Origin of the sequence: Aeromonas allosaccharophila, assembly GCF_000819685.1 — a bacterium.
Classification (GTDB): domain Bacteria; phylum Pseudomonadota; class Gammaproteobacteria; order Enterobacterales; family Aeromonadaceae; genus Aeromonas; species Aeromonas allosaccharophila.
In genome coordinates this window covers 24,397-45,487 of the sequence record NZ_CDBR01000086.1, presented here as the reverse complement: position 1 = coordinate 45,487, position 21,091 = coordinate 24,397, and the positions used below count along the sequence as shown (strand labels likewise).

Below are 21,091 nucleotides of genomic sequence, written 5' to 3'. Positions count from 1 at the left end.
CTGTTCCGACTGCGCATAATGTATATTATGTTAAATTGAATATCTTGTTTCCTGTCACCACTTATTGAACTGTGTATAATGGCAACAATTGATCCTATCTTCGACCGGATGTCTTAAGTGGCTGAATTAACATCAGAACAATTAAAACCCGCTTTTGCGATTGAACAGTTCCCCAAGCTCAGTGAGCTTGACCCCATCCCCTTTGCTGCGCTGCAGCCCAGAGCCATTTCCGGCATCAAGCGTCTCGCCAGTTTTGATGGTGACTGTCCGGTCATGCTGCTCAACGGGTTCCCCGGCGCAGATTATGAAGGCGTTTGCCAGACACTGATTGCCGACTCCAATGGCAAGGATGGTGACCTGTTTGATCTCTGCTATACCGAGAATCTGAACAACCCTTTCAAGCCTATCTGGCTGCGACTGCAACCTGGCACCGGCGTTGAATTCTGTGAAATGGTTGGTGAACTGCTCAAGCTCTTGAGCCACCATCTCGACGCTGAGCGCATCGTGACCCGGATCATGCGCAAGCAGAACAATGATCCGAAGATCGATGATTTTCTCTCCGATCTGGCGGCTCACGTGGCATTGGGGCTGGAGTTCCAGCACCCCGTACTGATCAACCTGCTGATCCATCACGAAGCGCAGGAAGCGCCGGTGATTTATGGCCGCGATCTCAACTGGGATACCCTTTTTGGTTCCATCAACTACCAGACCGAACAAGGCTCTGTCTATGCCAACCAGCACCTGTTGGAGCCTGGCTTGCTGCGCGAAGCCAACGGCGGCTACCTCATTTTGCAACTGGACGAGCTGCTGGATCAGCCGCACCTCTGGTTCAAGCTGAAAAATGCCATGCAAAAAGGCGAACTGGACTGGAACGCCTATCAGGAAGGAAAAACCCTGACCCCCTTCTTCGCGCCTGAAGCGACCCCCATCAAGCTCAAGCTGATCCTGGTGGGTGACCGACTCGACGTGGCAGAGTTCCAGATGCTGGATCGGGATATGTCCGAGCGTATCTTCCTGCGCGCCGATCTGGTCGCAGAAGTGAATATTGAAGAGGATCTGCAGGAGTTTTTGCAGTATCTGGCCTGGGTTCGCCAGCGCTGGAACCTGCTGGACTTCACGCCTGCCGCCCTCGCCGCCCTTTGTCGTCATGCCAGCCGCCTGTGTGACCATCAGGAGTGGCTGTCGCTCTCCGAAGTGCAGCTGGCCGCCATCATGCGGATGTCTGACAGTCTGGCCCGGGAGCTGGGATCCGAGGTGGTGACCGACGAGCATATTCGCGGCGCGCTGGAGGAGCAGGATTACCGCCTCAATTATCTGGTTGAGCAGTCCGATCAGGGCGTCATCGACGGCCAGATCCTGCTGCAAACCGATGGCGAAGAGATCGGCCAGATCAACGGCCTGTCGGTCATTCAGGTCTCCGGTCACCCTTATGACTTCGGTGAACCGGTGCGCCTCACCGCAACCGTCCACCTCGGCGATGGCGATGTGGCAGATATCGAGCGCAAAGCGGAGCTGGCCGGTCATATCCACGCCAAGGCGATGATGATCATCCACGGCTATCTCTCCAACAAATTTGGCGCAGAGAACCCCTCCCCCCTGTCAGCCAATCTGGTGTTCGAGCAGTCTTACCACGAAATTGATGGTGATAGCGCCTCCCTGACGGGCCTGTGTGCCCTGCTCTCTGCCCTCGCCCGCCAGCCCATCTATCAGCACTTTGCGGTGACCGGTGCGGTCGATCAATTTGGCAATGTGCAGGCGGTGGGTGGCGTCAACGAGAAGATTGAAGGCTTCTTCCGGGTGTGTAAAATCCACGGCATCACCGGCAAGCAAGGGATCATTCTGCCGGGGACCAACATCCAGCAGCTCAATCTTTCTGACGAAGTGATTGAGGCTGTTGCCGCAGGCCAGTTCCACATCCACCCGGTGGATCATGTGGAAGAGGCCATCGAGTTGCTGACCGGCTGCGTGGCCGGTGAGCCTGATATGCCCGATACCCTGTTTGGCCGTATTCAGGATCGGTTGGACGAGTTGAACGGCTCAACCGCCAAAGTCGGACTGCTGCGAGCCCTGTTGGGGCGCCTGTTTGGCCGCTGATGAAGTGATCGGAGTTGTTTAGCGAACAACTGTAAGCTAAATTGGCCCGGCTTTGACCCATTTGAAGGAAATACCGCGTGACCGTAGACAATACCACCATGGAAGCCCGCCTTTCCCTGTGCGAACAGGGCAAGAACTCTTTTACCCGTGAAGAGCTGCTGGCTTGCAGCCGTGGCGAACTGTTTGGTGAGGGTAACAGTCAGCTGCCTGCCCCCAACATGTTGATGATGGACCGCATCGTCAAGATCAATGACAACGGCGGCGAGCACGGCAAGGGCGAGATCCTGGCTGAGCTCGACATTACTCCGGATCTCTGGTTCTTCGATTGCCACTTCCCGGGTGATCCTGTGATGCCTGGCTGTCTCGGTCTGGACGCCATGTGGCAGCTGGTTGGTTTCTTCCTGGGCTGGAAAGGCGGCCCCGGCAAGGGTCGTGCGCTGGGCGTGGGTGAAGTGAAGTTCACCGGCCAGATCCTGCCGACTGCCAAGAAAGTGACCTACAAGATCACCTTCAAGCGCGTCATCAACCGCAAGCTGGTGATGGGGATTGCTGATGGTGTGGTCGAAGTTGACGGCCGTCCGATTTACAGCGCCACCGACCTGAAAGTGGGCCTGTTCAAAGATACCACCGCATTCTGATCTGTCTGATTAGTGGTAAAACAGCATTAACGCAAAGGGGCCACAACGGCCCCTTTCCTTTTGTAATGAGTGATGAAGTACCTGCTACTTCATGAAGAGGCCTGAGCCCCGCCCTTCCATGGCGTCACGCCAACCACCAAGCCAATGCCCACGGGCATCCAAGCATTGATACGGACACGCTTCTTTCTGTTTGCCGACCACGCCAGCCTGATAACCACGAGCACGAGCTCTTTCCAGACGGTCCCGCTTCTGTCTCTTCATCATCTACGACCCTCTTCGTGGAACAAAAAAAGCGACCAATTCTGCATCGGTCGCTTTCATCTTTACTCCTGCGAGTGCACCCGGTCAAACAAAAACTTTCACCCTAACCGGGCTATGTGACACAAGGCACTGAACTGGATTAAGTTTTAATTACAGGGAACTTACTCCTGATTTTTGAGTCCTTCCAGCTCTTCCCAGCGAGCAAATGCCTGCTCCAGCGCGGCTTCGGCGGCATTGAGCGCATCCAGTTTCGGCTGGGTTTGCTCGGCTGACAGGGAGAAGAACCCGGGCTGGTTGATCTCGCTTTGCAGCGCATCCAGTTCGGCTTCCAGCTGTTCGAGACGGGCAGGCAACCCTTCCAGCTCAAGCTGCAGCTTGTAGGAGAGCTTCTTGCTCTTCTTCGGCGCTTCGCTCGCGACGGCAACGACCGGTTCGGGAGCCTTGACCGCTGCACTCTTGGCCTGTTGCTGAATGCTCTGCTGTTCGCGCGTCGCCATCATATCGGCATAGCCGCCCACGTAGTCGCTGATGCGGCCATCCCCTTCAAACAGCCAGCAACCGGTCACGGTGTTGTCGATAAAGCGACGATCGTGACTGACCAGCAGCAGGGTGCCGGGGTAGTCGGCGAGCAGCTCTTCCAGCAGCTCCAGGGTTTCCACATCCAGATCGTTAGTCGGTTCATCGAGGATCAGCAAGTTGCTGGGCTTGAGGAACAGCTTGGCCAACAGCAGCCGGTTCTTCTCGCCGCCAGAGAGTGCCTTGACCGGCGTTCGGGCCCGCTTGGGCTCGAACAGGAAGTCCTGCAGGTAACCGAGGATATGACGGGAGCGGCCACGCACCATCACCTCCTGCTTGCCCTCCCCCACGTTGTCCACTACGGTCTGCTCGGGATCGAGCTGCTCGCGGTACTGGTCGAAGTAGGCCACCTCGAGATTGGTGCCCCCCTTGACGGTGCCACGGGTCGGCTCAAGCTGACCTAGCAACAGCTTGATCAGGGTCGATTTGCCGCAGCCATTGGGGCCAACCAGCGCAATCTTGTCACCGCGCAGCACTTGCAGATCGAGCCCCTTGAACAGGGTACGATCACCAAAGTCCAGCCCCAATCCTTCGGTCTCGAATACCAGCTTGCCGGAGCGATTGACCTCGTCCAGTTGCAGCTTGGCCTTGCCCTGCAGCTCGCGGCGCTGGCTGCGCTCCATCCGCATCGCCTCAAGGGCGCGCACTCGACCTTCGTTACGGGTACGGCGGGCCTTGATGCCCTGACGCACCCACACCTCTTCCTGTGCCAGCTTGCGGTCGAACTCGGCATTTTTCAGCTCTTCGACCCGCAGCCACTCCTCTTTCCCTTGCAGGTACTCGTCGTAATTGCCCGGCCAGGAGGTGATGGCACCGCGATCGAGATCGATGATCCGGGTTGCCAGCTTGTGGATGAACTCCCGATCGTGAGAGATAAAGACGATGGCGCCGCGAAAATCCTTGAGGAAATCTTCCAGCCAGTTGATGGCTTCGATGTCCAGGTGGTTAGTCGGTTCATCAAGCAGCAACAAGTCGGGATCGCAGGCCAGCGCACGGGCCAGCGCCACTTTACGCAGCCAGCCGCCGGAGAGACTGTCGAGGGTCACATCGGGATCCAGCCCCAGCAGGGTCAACACCTGACTGATGCGGGTCTCAAACTGCCAGCCGTTCTGATAGTCGAGCTGCTCTTGCAATTCGCTCATCTTGCGAATGTTGGCATCTGACGGATCATGCGCCAGCTCCATGGAGATGTGGTGGTACTGCTTGAGCAACTCACCCACCCCCGCCAACCCTTCGGCAGCATAGTCAAACACCGTCAGCTCGCTGGAGGCCGGTGGATCCTGCTCAAGGCGGGTCACTTTCAAATCTTGTTGCAGCACCAGACGTCCGTCGTCCAGCGGCAGTTCACTGGCGATGACCTTCATCAGGGTGGACTTGCCCGCCCCGTTGCGCCCCACCAGACAGAGGCGCTCGCCGCGCTCGATGGTCAGTTCGGCATTGTCGAGCAGCGGGAAATCACTGAACGACAGACAGGCGCCGTGCAATGTTAAAAGAGCCATGTTTGTTCCTTATTTCATATGAAAAAAACGGGCAGCAGACTGGGTCTGCCCCCGTTTTATCGTCAAATCACGCTCACCCCTGACGGGTGGCCCAGCCCTTGAGCTCCGCCAGCGTGAAGGGCCAGCCGAGCTCGCGGCCCGCCTCGTCACGCAGTACCGGAATGCGCACCCGATAGGCGGCAAGCCACTGCTCATCATCCATGATGTCGCACTGGCGGGTGGCGGCGGCAAGGTCGGCCTCCTCCACCAGCGCCCAGGCCTGCTCACAGAGGTGGCAACCGTCGGTATGAAACAGGGTCAGCATCACGCCTCAGCCTGCTCCGGCGCATGGGTGATGATCCAGCAGTTGTGGATGTGCTGGTTGCGCTCGAAATCCTTCGGTCGCGTCTTCTGGGTGATGTTCTGGGCCTTGAGACCGATAGCCTCGAGACCGGCCAGATCCATCTTGAAGTGACGCTTGTTGTTGGAGAAGACCAGGGTGCCATCGGCCGCAAGCAGGCGCTTCAGGTGCTGCATCAACAGCAGGTGATCACGCTGTACGTCGAAGCTCTCGTCCATCCGCTTGGAGTTGGAGAAGGTGGGCGGATCGATGAAGATGAGGTCGTACTGATCATCGGCTTCAGACAACCACTTCAGACAGTCAGCCTGGACAAACTTGTGCTGACGGCCCACCAGCGAGTTGAGACGCATGTTGTCCTGCGCCCAATTCAGGTAGGTGTGGGACATGTCCACCGTGGTGGTTTCGCTGGCACCGCCAAGACCTGCGTGCACGGTGGCACTGCCGGTATAGGCAAACAGGTTCAGGAAGCGCTTGCCCTTGGCCATCTGGCCCAGCATGCGGCGAGTCTGACGATGGTCGAGGAACAGGCCGGTATCCAGATAGTCGTAGAGGTTGACCCACAGCCGGGCGCCGTACTCCTGCACTTCCATCCGGTGCTGCTCTTCGGAGAGCTTCTGATACTGCTGTTTGCCTTCCTGACGCTCACGCACCTTCAGGATCACCTTCTCGCCGTCCATGCCGGTCACCTTGATGGCGGCCTGAACCATGTCGAGCAGACGCTGACGGGTCTTCTGGGCGGGAATGTCCTTGGGCGCGGCATACTCCTGCACCACCAGATAGTCCTGATAGCGGTCGATGGCGGCGTTGTATTCCGGCAAGTCGGCATCATAGAGGCGATAGCAATCGATGCCATCTTTGTTGGCCCACTTCTCGAGGGTTTTCAGATTCTTGCGCAGACGGTTGGCAAAGTCCTGTGCGACCTCTTTTTGGGAGGCCACGGAGTCCAGTGCGATTTGATAGTTGCGCAGCTGACACTCGAGGGCGCCGTTGAACAGGCGATATTGCTTGTCGGCACGCAGGCGCAGACAGCTGAGCAGTTCGGGTGATGCGGAAAGAATGGAGACTTTCCACCCCTGGAAGCTGCGACGCAGGGCATCGCCGAGGGCCTGGTGCACTTCCAGCAGTGCCGGGAACTCGCCAAGACGCTCGCCATAGGGCGGGTTGGAGATAAGCATGCCGACTTGGCGGGCCTCCCCTTGACCTTCTTCCCCTTCAACAGGGGCCGGCATCGGCAACGGGTTTTCCAACTTGGTGACGTCGGCTTGCTTGAAGGTGATGAGGTGGGCCACACCGGCCGCTTTGGCGTTGTCACGGGCTTTGAGCAGCACACGCTGGTCGGCATCGCAACCAAACAGTTTTACTTCGCAACGCTGCATGCCACGTTTGGCGCGCACTTGCGCTTCCATCATCAGGCTCTGCCACAGTTCGCTATCATGCTGCAGCCAGCGATCGAAACCGAAGCGCTCGCGGCGCAGCGCCGGCGCCATGTCGGCGGCGATAAAGGCAGCTTCAATCAGCAAGGTACCGGAGCCGCACATGGGGTCCATCATGGGCTCACCGGCCCAGCCGCTACGGGCAATCATGGCGCAGGCCAGGTTCTCTTTGAGCGGCGCTTCGCCGGTGCCTTGACGATAGAAACGCTGGTGCAGCGCTGGGCCTGACAAGTCCAGCGTGATATTGGCCTTGCCTTTGCCCAGGTGCGCCATGATGCGAATATCCGGCGACTTCTTGTCCACGTCCGGACGCACGTGACCGCGCTTGGTGAAGCGGTCGACGATGGCATCCTTGATCTTCAGCGCACCATATTGGGTATTGCGAATGGCTGGGTTGGTGCCGGTAAAGTCCACCGCGATGGTAGAGGTACCGGAGAAGTGCTCTTCCCAGGGAATGGTGTGGGCGCCCAGATAGAGATCCAGATCGTCGTTCATCTGGAATTCGGACAGCACCAGCACGATGCGGGAAGCAAAACGACTCCACAGGCAGGCCTTGTAGCCAATCGCCAGTTCGCCTTTGAAGTGGACGCCAGCCACGGTCTCACGGACCTGCTCTGCGCCCAGGGTGGTCAGCTCGTCGGCCAACAGGTTTTCCAGCCCCTTGGGGCAGGTTGCAAAAAATTCTTTCATCACGCTCACGGGGAACCCATAAAAATAGTGCCGCATTATACCTCATCAGGCGGGCTGGAGCATGCAAAAGTCGGCGGAAACAGCAGGATGGAAACAGATTGATAGGGGGCGATAAAGGTAAAAGACCCCATGATCACCTGATGGCGAGATCATGGGGCCAGACATCATTTAACGAATCACTTCATGCGAGCCTTGAAACGGGGATTGCTTTTGCAAATCACGAACAATTTGCCGCGGCGGCGTACCAACTGACAATCGGGGTGACGCGCCCGTGCGGATTTGAGTGAACAGACGACCTGCATTCAGGACTCCTTCTTGCTTGAAAATGCGCCAAAGCGCTTGTTGAAACGGGCCACACTCCCCTCACTCGATACCTGCTTCTGCTTGCCGGTATAAAACGAGTGCGACTGGCTGGAAACATCGAGCGACACATAGGGATACTCCTTCCCGTCTTGCCACGTGTAGCGGCGATCGCTCTTGATGGTTGAACCGACCAGGAAAAAGGCATCTGCCGCCGTGTCATGGAACAGAACCAAACGATAATCAGGATGAATATGAGGCTTCATGGCAACTCCATTTTGTTATGTTATAACAAAATGTAAGTGAGAATAGCTCTCGTTTCAAGCATAAAATGTCGTATGAAGAAAATCGCTTCAGTGAGTGATGTGTTGATGCTGAGGTGAAGGCACTACACAAGCAGAACGAAACAAGAATGAGACACCATGCTTGCAGAACGGAAGACCAAGATACTGCGTGGGTTAGAACACAAGGTGCAAGTGACTGTAACAAGCCTCAAGAGAGGCTGGATCACAACCATGAAGATCAATCAGAATGGGCAAGATGTTCGCGGATCAATTAAGTATCAGAAACGAGGCACTATGGAGGTGACAACAGTAAAAACAGGCAGCGGTGTAATCACAGAGATAAAAAGATTGATGAAAATATATCAACTGACCTGACGATATTGCTCGGTCACGGTAATACGCGGCTTCATCCGGTTATTCATCACCTTGATCACCCCGAAACGCGGCAAGGTTTTACTGGTGGTCAATACCAGATCGGCAGTGAGGTTCAAACAGACGCTAGCCTGATCCCCTGCCTCAATGACCATAAATTCGCCGTTGCCATGGGGTGTATTCATCAGGACCAGATCACCGTTTTGCGGGATCACTTGCGGATGCTGTTCACTAAAAAACCAGCTTTGCGGCATCAGAGGTTTATAAAAGCGACTGACCGCGATGGCATTAAGCACCAACTGAACCTGATGGGGAATACTCCACTCAAGTTCGGCTGCTTTATCCATCAACTGATAATAGAGGGCGGCATCATCGACACAAAAAAGTTGGGTCGTAAACGAGCTGGGCACCAATTGCCGCCCTTTATACTCGGTCGCAAATAACATGTTATCAGACAGGTCCAACATCAGACGGTCACTCTGGGCATCATAGTGCCATTGCCAGCTATCGGTCGGTTGGATAAACATGTTGGAGCCCTTACTTGATAATTACCAGTTGACTTTATTCCATATGCAGGAAATCAGCAACGTCAAATAAAGGGCTCCGCCATCTATTTCTTAAATATTGGTCACAATCTCTTTGACCAACCCCGGCCCTTTATAAATAAAGCCACTATAAATTTGTACCAGACTGGCACCGGCAGCCAATTTTTCACGGGCGGCCATGGCACTATCAATACCACCCACACCGATAATTGGCAGAGCACCATTGAGCGCCTTGGCCAGATGACGGATCACCTCGGTACTCTTGTGCTGCAGCGGACGACCACTCAGGCCACCCGCTTCACCGGCGTGGGGCATGTCATAAATCATCTCGCGCTCGAGGGTGGTATTGGTGGCGATAACCCCATCAATACCATTACGCACCAGCGACGCGGCCACCTGATCTATTTCTTCAAGGCTTAAATCCGGGGCAATTTTAACCGCCAGCGGCACATACTTTTTATATTGGGCGGCCAGCTCTTGCTGACGTACCTTGAGGGCGGCCAGCAATTCATCCAGCGCCTCGCCATATTGCAGCGAACGCAAACCCGGGGTGTTGGGGGAAGAGATATTGACGGCAATATAACCGGCATGATCATAAACCTTGTCCATGCAGATCAGGTAATCATCCTTGCCCTGTTCGATGGGAGTATCTTTGTTCTTGCCGATATTAATGCCGATGACCCCCTGATATTTGGCCTCTTTTACCTTGGCCACCAGATGATCCACCCCCTTGTTGTTGAATCCCATCCGGTTGATGATCCCCTCTGCCGGAATAACCCGGAACAGGCGGGGCTTGTCATTGCCGCTCTGGGGTCTGGGGGTGACGGTACCGACTTCGATAAAGCCAAATCCCATGGCGCCCAGCGCGTCAATGCACTCACCATCTTTATCCAGACCGGCCGCCAATCCCACCGGATTGGCAAAAGAAAGCCCCATGACAGTGACGGGGCGTTTCGGCAAATTCTGGCGGAAGAAACAATCGAGTGGCGTACCGAGAAGGCGGGGCAAATATTTCATGGAGAGATCGTGAGCCTGTTCCGGATTGAGTTTGAACAGGAAATGCCTGGCGATGGGGTACAACATCTTTGCTCCTTAAAGAAAGCCCCGGCAACTGGCCGGGGCTTTGGGTGTAATGTCGGTGTCATGCCTTAATCTGGCAATTAAAGTGCCCGACAATTCAACTGGAGCAGGTTCAACTCTCGCAAGGCCACCGAGAACTTGGCGAACTCGTGGGTACTGGTGGTCTTGAAGTCGGCCAACATATGGGTCCAACGGGACAAGAGTTGCTCATGCTCCGAAATCCAGTCGGCCAGTATGGTAGCGCATTCTCCCTGATCTTTGCACCCTTCCAGTACCACAGAAGTGAGACTGCGTTGCTGCCAGTCAAGATCTTCGCGGAAGGAGGCTCGCGCCATCGCCTGCCAGTGGTTGCCGACCGGCTGATGGTTGATCTGGTCGAGGAACCAGTGCAGATCCAGTTTGGCACCGAGGCGATAGTAAACATTGGCGGCGCGCAGGATATCGGTCTTGTGCTCCGCGGCAATCTGCGCCAGATCCAGGCTGGAGAAGAGGCTGCTCATATGGGCGACCTGACGGGCAATGGCCTCAGGCACCTGTTTCTCCACCCACTTGGCGACAGCCTGACGATGCTCGGCCACTTCGCTCTCATCCATCACCTCGTAAAGGTGCTTCCCTAAGGTCTCGAACGCCGGACGGAAGAAGGCGATATTCTCGCTGATGCTCCAGCTGCGATTGCGGGCACGCAGGAACCAGCGGGTGGCACGGCGCACAATGCGGCGGCTGTAGAACATCAGCTCGAGCTGAGTCTGGGCATCCACCAGGTTGTCGCACCCTTCGATATCGCGCCACAGCTGGTTCATGCCAAACACTTCGCGGGCCATGGCGAAGCAGCAGGCCACTTCCGCCACCGAGGCACCGGTCTCGTCCTTCATCCGGCTGGCGAAGTTGAGCCCCATGTCGTTGACCAACATGTTGGCCACCCGGGTAGCGATGATCTCGCCGCGTAGCGGGTGGTCGGCCAGCTGGGTACCAAACTGCTGCTGTACTTTGGCCGGGAAGCTGGTGACCAGCATGTTGGCGAGGAAGGGCTCGTCGGTCACTTCCGGGCAGTTGAGCTGCTCTTTCAGTACCATCTTGCCGTAGGCCACCAGCACCGCCAGTTCGGGGCGGGTCAGTCCCTGCCCTGCCGCCATCCGCTCGGAAAGCTCCTCATCGGATGGTAGAAACTCCAGCGCACGATCGAGCTTGCCTTCCCGCTCCAGCCCCTGAATAAAGCGCTGCTGCTCTTTGAGTTGTTCAGAGCCACGGAAGCTGGTGACCGAGATGGACTGGGACTGGCGATAGGCATTGGTGATCACGATCTGCGCCACGTCGTCGGTCATCTCGTAGAGCATCTGGTTACGCTGCTTGAGGGTCAGATCCCCTGCCGCCACCAACTGGTTCAGCAGGATCTTGATGTTCACCTCGTTATCGGAGCAATCCACCCCACCCACGTTGTCGGTAAAATCGGTGTTGATGCGACCGCCCTGACTGGCGTACTCCACCCGACCGAGCTGGGTGAAGCCGAGGTTCCCCCCCTCGCCCACGATGCGGGCCCGCAAATCGCGACCATTGACCCGCAATGCGTCATTGCTGCGATCGCCCACTTCCCCATCGCTCTCACGAGCGCTCTTCACGTAGGTGCCGATGCCGCCGTTCCACAGCAGATCGACATTGAGGCAAAGCAGCGCCTTGATCAGCTCGTTCGGGGCCATGCTGGCCTTGTCGGTGCCGAGCAAGGTCTGGATCTCGGGGCTGAGCTTGATGGACTTGGCCGAGCGCAAGAAGATGCCGCCCCCCTGTGATATCAGCTCGCGGTTGTAGTCATCCCAGCTGGAGCCCGGCAGATCGAACAGACGCTGGCGTTCGACAAAGCTCTTGGCCGCATCCGGGGTCGGGTCAACGAAGATGTGCATGTGGTTGAACGCGCCCACCAGCCGGGTGTGCTCGGAGAGCAGCATGCCGTTGCCGAACACGTCGCCGGCCATGTCCCCAATCCCCACGCAAGTGAAGTCGGTGGTCTGGCAGTTGACGCCAATTTCACGAAAATGCCGTTTGACCGACTCCCAGGCACCGCGGGCGGTGATGCCCATCTTCTTGTGGTCGTAACCGACCGAACCGCCGGAGGCGAACGCATCGCCGAGCCAGTGACCGTATTCGAGACTGATCTCGTTGGCAATATCCGAGAAGGTGGCAGTCCCCTTGTCGGCAGCAACCACTAGGTAGTAGTCATCCTCATCGTGGCGCACCACGGATTTGGGCGGGATCACCTCGCCGCCGATGATGTTGTCAGTCACATCGAGCAGACCGCGAATAAACAGACGATAACAGGCCTTGCCCTCCTCCTGGATGACGGCACGGGACGCCCCCACCGGCATCTGTTTGCAGTAGAAGCCGCCCTTGGCCCCCACCGGCACGATGACGGTGTTCTTCACCTGTTGGGCTTTCACCAGACCCAGCACTTCGGTACGGAAGTCCTCCTTGCGATCGGACCAGCGCAGGCCGCCACGGGCAACCTTGCCCCAGCGCAGATGCACCCCTTCCACCCGTGGCGAATAGACGAAGATCTCGAATTTCGGCAACGGTAGCGGCATGTCGGTAATGCTGGAGGGGGCCAGTTTGAAGGAGATGTAGGGCTTGATGTTGCCCGCCTTGTCCAGCTGGTAGTAGTTGGTGCGCAGGGTGGCATCGATCATCTCCACATAGCGGCGAATGATGCGATCGTCGTCCAGGTTGGCCACCTGATCCAGCTTGGCGGCAAGCTCCTCGTGCAGCTTGGCCTGTACCTTGGCGTCCTGCTTGCCGGCCGGATCCAGGCGCTGCTCAAACAGGGTGAACAGCAGTTGGGCAATATCCGGGTAGCGGGTCAGAGTCTCTTCGATATAAGACTGGCTGAAGGAGACGCCGGTCTGGCGCATGTATTTGGCGTAAGCGCGCAGTACCGACACCTGGCGGCCGGTGAGGCCCGCCCCCAATACCAGCCGGTTGAAGCCATCATCTTCCAGCTGCTTGTTCCAGATGGCGGCAAACGCCTGCTGGAAGCGCTGCTGGCTCTGGGCCAGATCAAGGGGCTGCTCGCCGTGCAGCAGCATGGAAAAGTCGAGGATCCAGAACAGATCGCCGCTCGGGGTGCGCACCTGATACGGGGTCTCGCCGATCACCCGCAGTCCCATGTTCTCCAGCATCGGCAACACGTCTGAAAGGTGAATGGGTTCGGTGCGATGGAACAGTTTGAGCCGTACCCGACGATCGTTCTCCTCCTCCTGCGCGCGGTAAAACAGCATGCCCAGCGGCTCGGCTTCACTCAGGTTATCGAGCGCCATGATGTCGGCCACAGCAGAGCCCGGCAGCACATCTTCCTTGTAAGCACGGGGGAAGGCGGTGCTGAAACGGCGGCGCAGCTCGTTACCACGGGCCTCGCCATAATGGGAAAGCAGCACGGAGTCGAGTCTGTCGTCCCAGCTGCGGGCCGCTTCAATCAGGTTGTTCTGTACTTCGTTCACATCCACATCCACGTTGTTGTTGTTGACCCGCACTATGTAGTGGGTCCGCGCCAGCACGCCCTCGGTGAAGTAGACGTTGAACTCCACCTCTTCGTTGCTGCCAAAATATTTCTGCAATATTTGCTGGGTCTTGATCCGCAGCGCCGTGTTGTAGCGCTCCTTGGTGACATAGACCATGCAGGAGAAGAAACGGCCGTACACATCGCGGCGCACGAACAGCCGCAGCATGTCACGCTCCTGCATCTCCAGCACCCCAAGACCGGTGGCCAGCAGCTCCTCTTCACGGGCCTGGATCAGCTCGTCACGGGGGTAGGTTTCCAATACGTTGAGCAGCGCCTTGTAGGCGTGGGAGCCCTTCTCATGACCGGAGGCCGCCATGATGCGCTCGAGACGATGGCTGATAAGCGGGATCTGGGTCGCGCTGGTGTTGTAGATGGAAGAGGCGTAGAGGCCGATGAAGCGATCTTCCCCGATCACCTTGCCATGCTCGTCAAAGCGCTTGATGCCGATGTAATCCACATAAGCCGGACGGTGTACCCGGGACTTGCTGTTGGATTTGGTGAGGATCAGCAGGTCAGAGCTCAGGGCGGCGTGACGGGCGCTGGCAGGCATGTTGCCAAGGCGCTGGCCTACCTCCTTGATGGAGTTCTTCATCAGCCCCAGGCTGGAACTCGCCTGCGGCAGGATCTCGTGATCCCCCTCCACCGCCTTGACGTCGTAACGGCGATACCCCATCAGGGTAAAGTTGTGGGCAGCTACCCATTTGAGGAAAGCAACGCAGGAGGCCACCTCCTCCTTGCTGACCGGGTGCTTGCGCTTGGGCAGTTCGTCGATGATCTCATTGAGCTTGGCCAGCATCGGCTGCCAGTCGCCGACAGCCAGCGCCACTTCACCGGCCACCGAGTTGAGCTCGGTAGCCAGCGCGGCCATCTGCTCCTCGCTGGTGAGGTGATCGATCTCGATAAGGAATGCTGTTTCAACCGAGGTCTGCCCGTCGGTGTTGTCGAGTTCCAGAATGGCGTCAATCTTGCCATCCGCACCGCGAATGAGGTGCAGCGGTTGGTGCAGCATCATGTGGGCGGTGATATTGAGCCGTTTAAGCGCCATCCGGATGGAGTCCACCAGGAAGGGCGAGTCCTGCAGGATCACCTCGACGATGGTATGGGGCGATTGCCAGCCGTGACGGGTCAGCTCGGGATTGTAGACCCGGATGTAGGGATCGGTACCGCTGCGCTGATTGAGGGCATTCCACAGGCTCAGGGCCGCGCCATAGAGATCGCTGTCATTGCGATCGTGCAGGTCGGAGCTCGCCATGTTGCCGTAGAACTTGGCAACGAAGCGCTCGACCAAAGAGGCACTGTTTTTGGGCAACTTCTGATGGATCAGACTGAGAACGTTTTCGAGCAGAACTGAGGTAGGGGCGTCTTTCAATGCCATTTTTATATTCCTTATCGGACGACATTAACCACCGACGCAGAGGCAACCACCCTGGTTACCCGCTGGTGCAGAGTTGTTGCGAAGTGTAATGGCTTGGATAAGGGAAGGCGAGGAAAGGTGCTAACGAGATGTTAAAAACAAGGTGCAGATCACGGCTTAAACTGTGAGAAATTTTGCAAATAACCAAAAATACAGAAATTCCCACTACCTTTGTGCCAGTTTACCGGATAGATAGTGACATAAAGCAGATAAACAGTCGGTAATCTGTTCGACTTTTGTTAATTTATGCGTTCGAGACTGATAAAGCGGTAATCGTCCTGGGTTTTGAGCCGAAAATAGCCATGCACACCATTGATGGCGACAAAGGGGCGTATTTTTTCTATGCCAAGTTCCAGGGTCAATCCCTGTTCGCTGCGCACCACCAGCCGTCTGGCATGGCCCTGATACATCAGCATCACCTCATCGCTATTCAATGAGAGCCGAAAAGTAAACTGCTTCACGCTTGCTCCTGATCACACGACAAATCACACAATAGGGGCAGGCGCATTCACGCCCCTGCCCCGTCGATACTTACTGCTGTAGCGCCTTGCTGACCTTCTCGAACAGATCCCGTGCCAGACCCTCAAGGTTGGCAAGACGGGTCAGCTCGGCGCGGATCAGGGCCTTGCGCGCCTCATCCAGTCGCTTGAACTGGATAAGCGGAGTGATGAGGCGGGAGGCCACCTGCGGATTGACCTCGTTGAGCTCGATCAGCAGATCGGTCAGGAAGCGGTAACCACTGCCATCCACCGCATGGAACTGCACCTGATTGCTCATGGCGAAGCTGCCGATCAGCGCCCGCAGCCGGTTCGGATTGCGAATACTGAAAGTGGGGTGATTCATCGCCTGTTTCACTTCGCTAAGCACATCGGCAGCCGGTTTGCTGCCAATCAGCCGCAGCCAGTTGTCCAGCACCAGTCCATCCTTGGCCCACTTGCCTTCAAAATCGGCCAACAGCGCGGCACGGCATGGCAACAGATAGCCGTTGGCTACCTGCAGTGCCGCTAGGGTGTCGGTCATGTTGTCGGCAGTTGCATACTGCTCGCGCACCAGCGCATCAGCATGCTCCGCATCCAGCGCCGCCAGATAGCCGAGCACTACCCCTTTGAGGGCCCGTTTGGCCATATCGGCATGCACCACCTGATAACCGTTCAGACGCAGACTCTGATAGGTCGCCGCCAAGCGCGCACCAAAGGCCTCGGCAAGACGGGTGTGGATCGCGTCGCGCACCTGATGGATGGCATCGATATCGGCCACCTCGAACAGCTCGGCCAGGGTCGCTTCACCGGGCAACGCCAGGATCTCCGCCTTGAGGGCCAAATCGAGATCGCTGTCGTCCAGAATAGCGACGAAGGCGGCCAACAGGGTTTGGGAGAGTTCAACCCCCTGCCCGTGCTGCACCCGTGCCACCCCGTCGATGACCGCTTTGTTGATCAGCATCTGGGCCGCATCCCAGCGGGCAAACTCGTTGCGGGCAAAGCGCATCAGGAAGGCGAGTGCTTCGTCGCTGTAGTCATAGTGCAACTTGACCGGCGCGGAGAAGTCCCGCAGCAGGGAGGGAACCGGCTTGACCGGCACCCGATCGAATTCGAAGGTCTGCTCCGCTTCCAGCACGTCGAGCACGTTGCCGATGGCCTTTCCCTGATACTGCAACGGGATGACGGCACCCTGTTCGTCATAAAGCTCGATGTCGAGAGGGATATGCAGCGGCAGCTTCTGCGGCTGATCCTGAGTCGGCGGGGTATGCTGGCTCACATGAAGGCGATAGATACCGCTGGCGGCATCATACTCGTCGGTAACGGTCAGCTCGGGGGTGCCGGACTGACTGTACCAGCGGCGGAAACGGCCAAGATCGACACCGGAAGCATCCTCCATTGCCTGCACGAAATCATCGCAGGTGGCGGCCGAGCCGTCGTGACGCTCGAAGTAGAGACTCATACCGACCTGAAAGGCATCTTCCCCCAGCAGGGTGTGCATCATGCGGATCACTTCCGACCCCTTCTCATAGACGGTCAGGGTGTAGAAGTTGTTCATCTCGATCACCACATCCGGGCGGATCGGGTGCGCCATAGGGCCGGCATCTTCCGCAAACTGCGGGCCGCGGACGGTACGCACGTTGTTGATGCGGTTGACGCCACGGGAGCCCAGGTCGGAGGAAAACTCCTGATCCCGGAATACCGTCAGCCCCTCTTTCAGGCTGAGCTGGAACCAGTCTCGACAGGTGACACGGTTGCCGGTCCAGTTGTGGAAATATTCGTGACCGATCACCCGTTCGATACCGTGGTAGTCGCTGTCGGTAGCGGTGGCCGGATTGGCCAGCACGAACTTGGAGTTGAAGATGTTGAGCCCCTTGTTCTCCATGGCGCCCATGTTGAAGAAGTCCACCGCGACGATCATGTAGATGTCGAGATCATACTCAAGGCCGAAACGCTGCTCGTCCCAACGCATGGAGTTGATGAGGCTCTCCATGGCAAAACCGGCGCGATCGAGGTTGCCCTTGTCAACGAAGATCTCGAGGGCCACCTTGCGGCCGCTCTTGGTGGTGTAGTGGCTGCGCTCCACATCGAAATCACCGGCAACCAGCGCAAACAGGTAGCTGGGTTTGGGGAAAGGATCCTGCCACTGTACGAAATGACGGCCGCCATCGAGATCACCGCTATCGACCTTGTTGCCGTTGGAGAGCAGGAAGGGGAACTGGGCTTTGTCGGCGGTAATGCGGGTGCTGTAACGCGCCAGAATGTCGGGGCGGTCCAGATAATAGGTAATGCGGCGAAACCCTTCGGCTTCGCACTGGGTGCAGTAGGCATCACCTGATTTGTAAAGCCCTTCCAGCGCGGTGTTGGCGGCCGGATCCAGCTGGGTGACGATGGTCAGTACACATTCGGCAGGCAGGTTGAACAGGGTCAGACTGCTCTCGCCTTGCTCGTAGTGGTCACAGGGAATGCCATCGATGGCAACGCTCTTGAGAGTCAGCTGTTCACCATCGAGGACGAGCGGCGCATTGTGCTCGCCGTTGCGACGAATGCGGGTGATGGCGGTGACCTGGGTCAGCGGCTCCTGCAGTTGGAAATCGAGGTCGATGGTGTCGATCCAGTAGAGCGGCGCCTGATAATCCTGGCGATATTTGGCCGTCATGGCCTGGGAGTGATCGGTCATTATTGTCTGCTTCCACGCTTGTTAAAGGCGAGAAAGAGGCTGTCACAACCAACTGGCGGGGTCAAACAATTTGCATTACGTCAGATACGCCAGACAAAAAGAAAGGGCGACCGCAGTCGCCCTTGTGCATTACAGGTCGCCTTGTCAGCTGCGTTTGCTGACCTTGGCCAGATCTGCCGTGATATTGGCAGCTTCGATGAGATACTCATCGGGTGCTTCAAAATCAGCGGGCAGTTCATCCAGACTCTTCACCGCCGGCTTGCCAAGACGTGCCAGACGCTCGTTGGTACGTTTGAGCGCTTTCTCATCCTGTTTCGCCTGCTCTGCAACACGTTCCGCCTCGTTGAGGGAGACCGACTTCTTGTCTTTCTCCTCCTTGTAGTCGGCGATGTCCTGCATCACATAGGCAAACTCGGGATCCTTGGCGATCCGGGCATCGTGCGCCGCCTGCAACTTGGGCAGTACGCTGGCGAAGTTGCCGAGTTTCTCGTAGTTGGCGGAGGCAATCTTGTCCCACGGCAACGCATTGAACTCACGGCTTTCGCCCGTCTCTTCCGGAGCAACCGGTGTCGGGAAGCTGATATCCGGCGCAACGCCCTTGTTCTGGGTGCTGCCACCGTCGATCCGGTAGAACTTGGCGATGGTGTACTGCACGTGACCCAGCGGCTGCTCGTAGAAGTCATAGACCTTGGCGAGACTGCGATGCTGCTGCACCGTCCCCTTGCCGAACGAGTTTTCACCCAGGATCAGGGCGCGGCCATAATCCTGCATGGCGGCAGCGAAGATCTCGGAGGCCGAGGCACTGTAGCGGTCGATCATCACCGACATGGGGCCGCCGTAGTAGACGTTGCCATCGTCATCGCCATTGACCGTGATACGGCCCATATGATCACGAATTTGCACCACGGGACCGCTGGCAAAGAAGAGACCGCTGAGGGCGGAGGCTTCGGTCAGGGCGCCACCGCCATTACCGCGCAGATCGATGATCAGACCATCGATCTTCTTCTTGTTCAGGCTGGAGAGCTCCTTGATCACGTCATCGTGCAGATTGACGTAGAAACTCGGGATCTCGATGACGCCAATCTTCTTGCCTTCGGCGTTAATCACCTTGGACTTGGCAGCCCGGTCTTCAAGGCGCACCTTGTCGCGGGTCAGCTCGATCTGCTCGGTCTTGGCGGTTGCGCCCTTGCCGCGCTGGATCTCCAGCTTGACCTTGCTCCCTTTGGGCCCCTTGATGAGCTCGACCACGTCATCAAGACGCCAGCCGATCACATCGACAATCTTGCCATCTTCCTGCCCCACCCCAGTGATCTTGTCATCGGGTTTGAGGTGGTTGGATTTGGCAGCAGGGCCACCAGGCACCAGAGAACGGATGACGGTAAAGTCATCTTCCGCCTGCAACACGGCACCAATCCCCTCCAGCGAGAGGTTCATCTCTGTGTTGAAACGATCGGCACTGCGCGGTGAGAGGTAACTGGTGTGCGGTTCGATGGCGCGAGCGAAGGAGTTCATGAAGAGCTGGAAGACATCTTCGCTCTCGGTCTGGGACATCCGCTTGATGGCGTTGTTGTAACGCTTGCCAAGCAGCTCCTTGATCTCGGGCCACTCCTTGCCGCTGAGCTTGAGACTCAGAGCATCGAACTTGACCCGCTGACGCCACAGCTCGTTGAGCTCTGCTTCATCTTTGGGCCAAGCCGCCCCTTCCCGATCAAACACATAGTTGTCGGTCTGGGTAAAATCGAAAGGAGTATCAAGCAGTTTGAGGGCGTATTCGAACCGCTCATAACGCCGCTGCTGACTCAGGTTGAACATCTCGTAGGCGGGAGCCAGACGGCCTCTTTCGAGGTCGGTGTCAAAACCGTTACGGTACTTTTCAAAACGGCTGATATCAGAGGCCAAAAACAGGTTGCGGCTGTAGTCCAGATTCTCCAGATATTTATCGAAAATCACGGAGGAAAAGGCATCGTCCAGCTTGAACTGTTTGTAGTGCGAGCGGGTAAACAGATTGGTAATTCGCTTGCTGGCCGTAGCATGTTGGCTCTCTTGAGCCAACACAGGCAAATCACTCTCCTTGAGCACCGGCTCGATGGCCTGTGCAAGCCCGGCAAGCGCCAGGCTACAGGCAACGAGGGAAAAACGAATTACGCCATGCTTCAACATTTGTCTCCTTAGAGAACCAAGTGCTCTGATTTGACCCGCACCATCATGCCGGTCTGCAGTTGGACCTGTACATCGTCCTTGGTTACTTCCTTGATGGTTGCCGGAACCGGGAATTTACCCATAACGACGCGCACATCCTGGCCCACTTTCAGCGTAGCGGCATCCACTTTAACCAGCGGAGCGTCAGCGACCGGTGCCTTGGCGGCAGCTTTCGGCTTGGCAGCTACATCAGCTTTCTCGGTTTTGCGCACAGCAGGACGACGGGGCTTCTTGGCCTTCTCATCCTTCTCTTTGGTATTGGTACGACGGCTGGCGAATACGCGCTCTTTGCTCTCTTTCAGAGCTTGCTTGGCGTGCTCGATGTGCTCTTCGGTCAGCAGTTCGCCCGGGTTACCGTCCAGATCAACGCGAGCCTGGCCAGCTTTGAGGCCGTGCAGGTAGCGCCAGCTGGAGGTGTATTGACGCAGTGCGGAACGCAGCATGGTCTTGGAGACTCTGGCATCGTCAGCAAGACGCTCGGCCAAATCCTGGAAGATGCCAATCTTGAGCGGCTTGGCCTCTCCTTCAGCAACGAAGCAGGCCGGGAATTTCTCGACCAGGTAGGCAACGATCTCTTTACTGTTCTTCAGCTTCTCAGTGTTTTCCATGTATAACCTTGGCTTTCATATAAACGCACGGGCACGTCCCGAGCACAACAAAGGCCCC

General features: G+C 57.2%; 16 protein-coding genes. 3 read left to right on the top strand and 13 right to left on the bottom strand.

Translation table 11 applies throughout. From position 1 onward, the window contains the following. Positions 1 to 117 precede the first annotated feature (117 nt). Complete coding sequence (locus tag BN1115_RS14990) at positions 118 to 2,094, top strand: Lon protease family protein (RefSeq protein WP_042657781.1); 1,977 nt, start codon at positions 118 to 120, stop codon at positions 2,092 to 2,094. A 77-nt stretch (positions 2,095 to 2,171) separates the two neighbouring features. Further along, a complete protein-coding gene (fabA, locus tag BN1115_RS14985; protein ID WP_005336586.1) occupies positions 2,172 to 2,732 on the top strand; it encodes a 3-hydroxyacyl-[acyl-carrier-protein] dehydratase FabA in 561 nt (186 codons plus the stop codon). 84 nt (positions 2,733 to 2,816) lie between these two features. On the opposite strand, the gene rmf is transcribed toward fabA, so the two are convergent. The 6 genes from rmf to BN1115_RS14960 form a co-directional block, all read right to left on the bottom strand. Then, positions 2,817 to 2,996: a ribosome modulation factor gene (rmf, locus tag BN1115_RS21820; protein WP_005315693.1), complete on the bottom strand. Its 180-nt coding sequence runs from the start codon at positions 2,994 to 2,996 to the stop codon at positions 2,817 to 2,819. A 158-nt stretch (positions 2,997 to 3,154) separates the two neighbouring features. Continuing rightward, complete coding sequence (gene uup, locus BN1115_RS14980; protein ID WP_042657780.1) at positions 3,155 to 5,068, bottom strand: ATP-binding cassette ATPase Uup; 1,914 nt, start codon at positions 5,066 to 5,068, stop codon at positions 3,155 to 3,157. A gap of 73 nt (positions 5,069 to 5,141) precedes the next feature. Beyond that, positions 5,142 to 5,372 carry a glutaredoxin family protein gene (locus BN1115_RS14975; RefSeq protein WP_042657779.1) on the bottom strand — a complete coding sequence of 77 codons (231 nt, stop codon included), beginning with the start codon at positions 5,370 to 5,372 and terminating at the stop codon, positions 5,142 to 5,144. After that, positions 5,372 to 7,567 (bottom strand): bifunctional 23S rRNA (guanine(2069)-N(7))-methyltransferase RlmK/23S rRNA (guanine(2445)-N(2))-methyltransferase RlmL, encoded by a 2,196-nt coding sequence (gene rlmKL, locus BN1115_RS14970; protein WP_042657778.1) that lies wholly within the window; start codon positions 7,565 to 7,567, stop codon positions 5,372 to 5,374. The genes BN1115_RS14975 and rlmKL overlap by 1 nt, the downstream gene beginning before the upstream one ends. 140 nt (positions 7,568 to 7,707) lie before the next feature. Further along, positions 7,708 to 7,833 carry a type B 50S ribosomal protein L36 gene (gene ykgO / locus BN1115_RS14965; RefSeq protein WP_005336596.1) on the bottom strand — a complete coding sequence of 42 codons (126 nt, stop codon included), beginning with the start codon at positions 7,831 to 7,833 and terminating at the stop codon, positions 7,708 to 7,710. Continuing rightward, a complete protein-coding gene (locus BN1115_RS14960) occupies positions 7,834 to 8,097 on the bottom strand; it encodes a type B 50S ribosomal protein L31 (protein WP_005336598.1) in 264 nt (87 codons plus the stop codon). A 156-nt stretch (positions 8,098 to 8,253) separates the two neighbouring features. Between BN1115_RS14960 and BN1115_RS14955 the strand changes: the two genes are divergently transcribed. Continuing rightward, a complete protein-coding gene (locus BN1115_RS14955) occupies positions 8,254 to 8,490 on the top strand; it encodes a hypothetical protein (RefSeq protein WP_042657777.1) in 237 nt (78 codons plus the stop codon). On the opposite strand, the gene BN1115_RS14950 is transcribed toward BN1115_RS14955, so the two are convergent. The 7 genes from BN1115_RS14950 to proQ all read right to left on the bottom strand — a co-directional run bounded on the left by BN1115_RS14950 (position 8,478) and on the right by proQ (position 21,033). Continuing rightward, positions 8,478 to 9,014 (bottom strand): cell division protein ZapC, encoded by a 537-nt coding sequence (locus BN1115_RS14950; RefSeq protein WP_042657776.1) that lies wholly within the window; start codon positions 9,012 to 9,014, stop codon positions 8,478 to 8,480. The two genes, BN1115_RS14955 and BN1115_RS14950, sit on opposite strands and share 13 nt — an antisense overlap. A 90-nt stretch (positions 9,015 to 9,104) precedes the next feature. After that, positions 9,105 to 10,115, bottom strand: a complete 1,011-nt coding sequence (gene pyrD, locus BN1115_RS14945; RefSeq protein WP_005336601.1) for a quinone-dependent dihydroorotate dehydrogenase — start codon at positions 10,113 to 10,115, stop codon at positions 9,105 to 9,107. A 77-nt stretch (positions 10,116 to 10,192) separates the two neighbouring features. Beyond that, positions 10,193 to 15,031 carry an NAD-glutamate dehydrogenase gene (locus BN1115_RS14940; RefSeq protein ID WP_042657775.1) on the bottom strand — a complete coding sequence of 1,613 codons (4,839 nt, stop codon included), beginning with the start codon at positions 15,029 to 15,031 and terminating at the stop codon, positions 10,193 to 10,195. A gap of 278 nt (positions 15,032 to 15,309) precedes the next feature. Continuing rightward, positions 15,310 to 15,531: a DUF2835 family protein gene (locus tag BN1115_RS14935; protein ID WP_005351919.1), complete on the bottom strand. Its 222-nt coding sequence runs from the start codon at positions 15,529 to 15,531 to the stop codon at positions 15,310 to 15,312. A gap of 70 nt (positions 15,532 to 15,601) precedes the next feature. Further along, the gene (gene pepN, locus BN1115_RS14930; protein WP_042657774.1) at positions 15,602 to 18,226 is read right to left on the bottom strand and encodes an aminopeptidase N; all 2,625 of its coding nucleotides are present in this window, start codon (positions 18,224 to 18,226) and stop codon (positions 15,602 to 15,604) included. A gap of 144 nt (positions 18,227 to 18,370) precedes the next feature. Continuing rightward, positions 18,371 to 20,386, bottom strand: a complete 2,016-nt coding sequence (prc, locus tag BN1115_RS14925; protein ID WP_005351922.1) for a carboxy terminal-processing peptidase — start codon at positions 20,384 to 20,386, stop codon at positions 18,371 to 18,373. Positions 20,387 to 20,394: 8 nt separating this feature from the next. Further along, positions 20,395 to 21,033 (bottom strand): RNA chaperone ProQ, encoded by a 639-nt coding sequence (gene proQ, locus BN1115_RS14920; RefSeq protein WP_005351923.1) that lies wholly within the window; start codon positions 21,031 to 21,033, stop codon positions 20,395 to 20,397. Positions 21,034 to 21,091 lie beyond the last annotated feature (58 nt).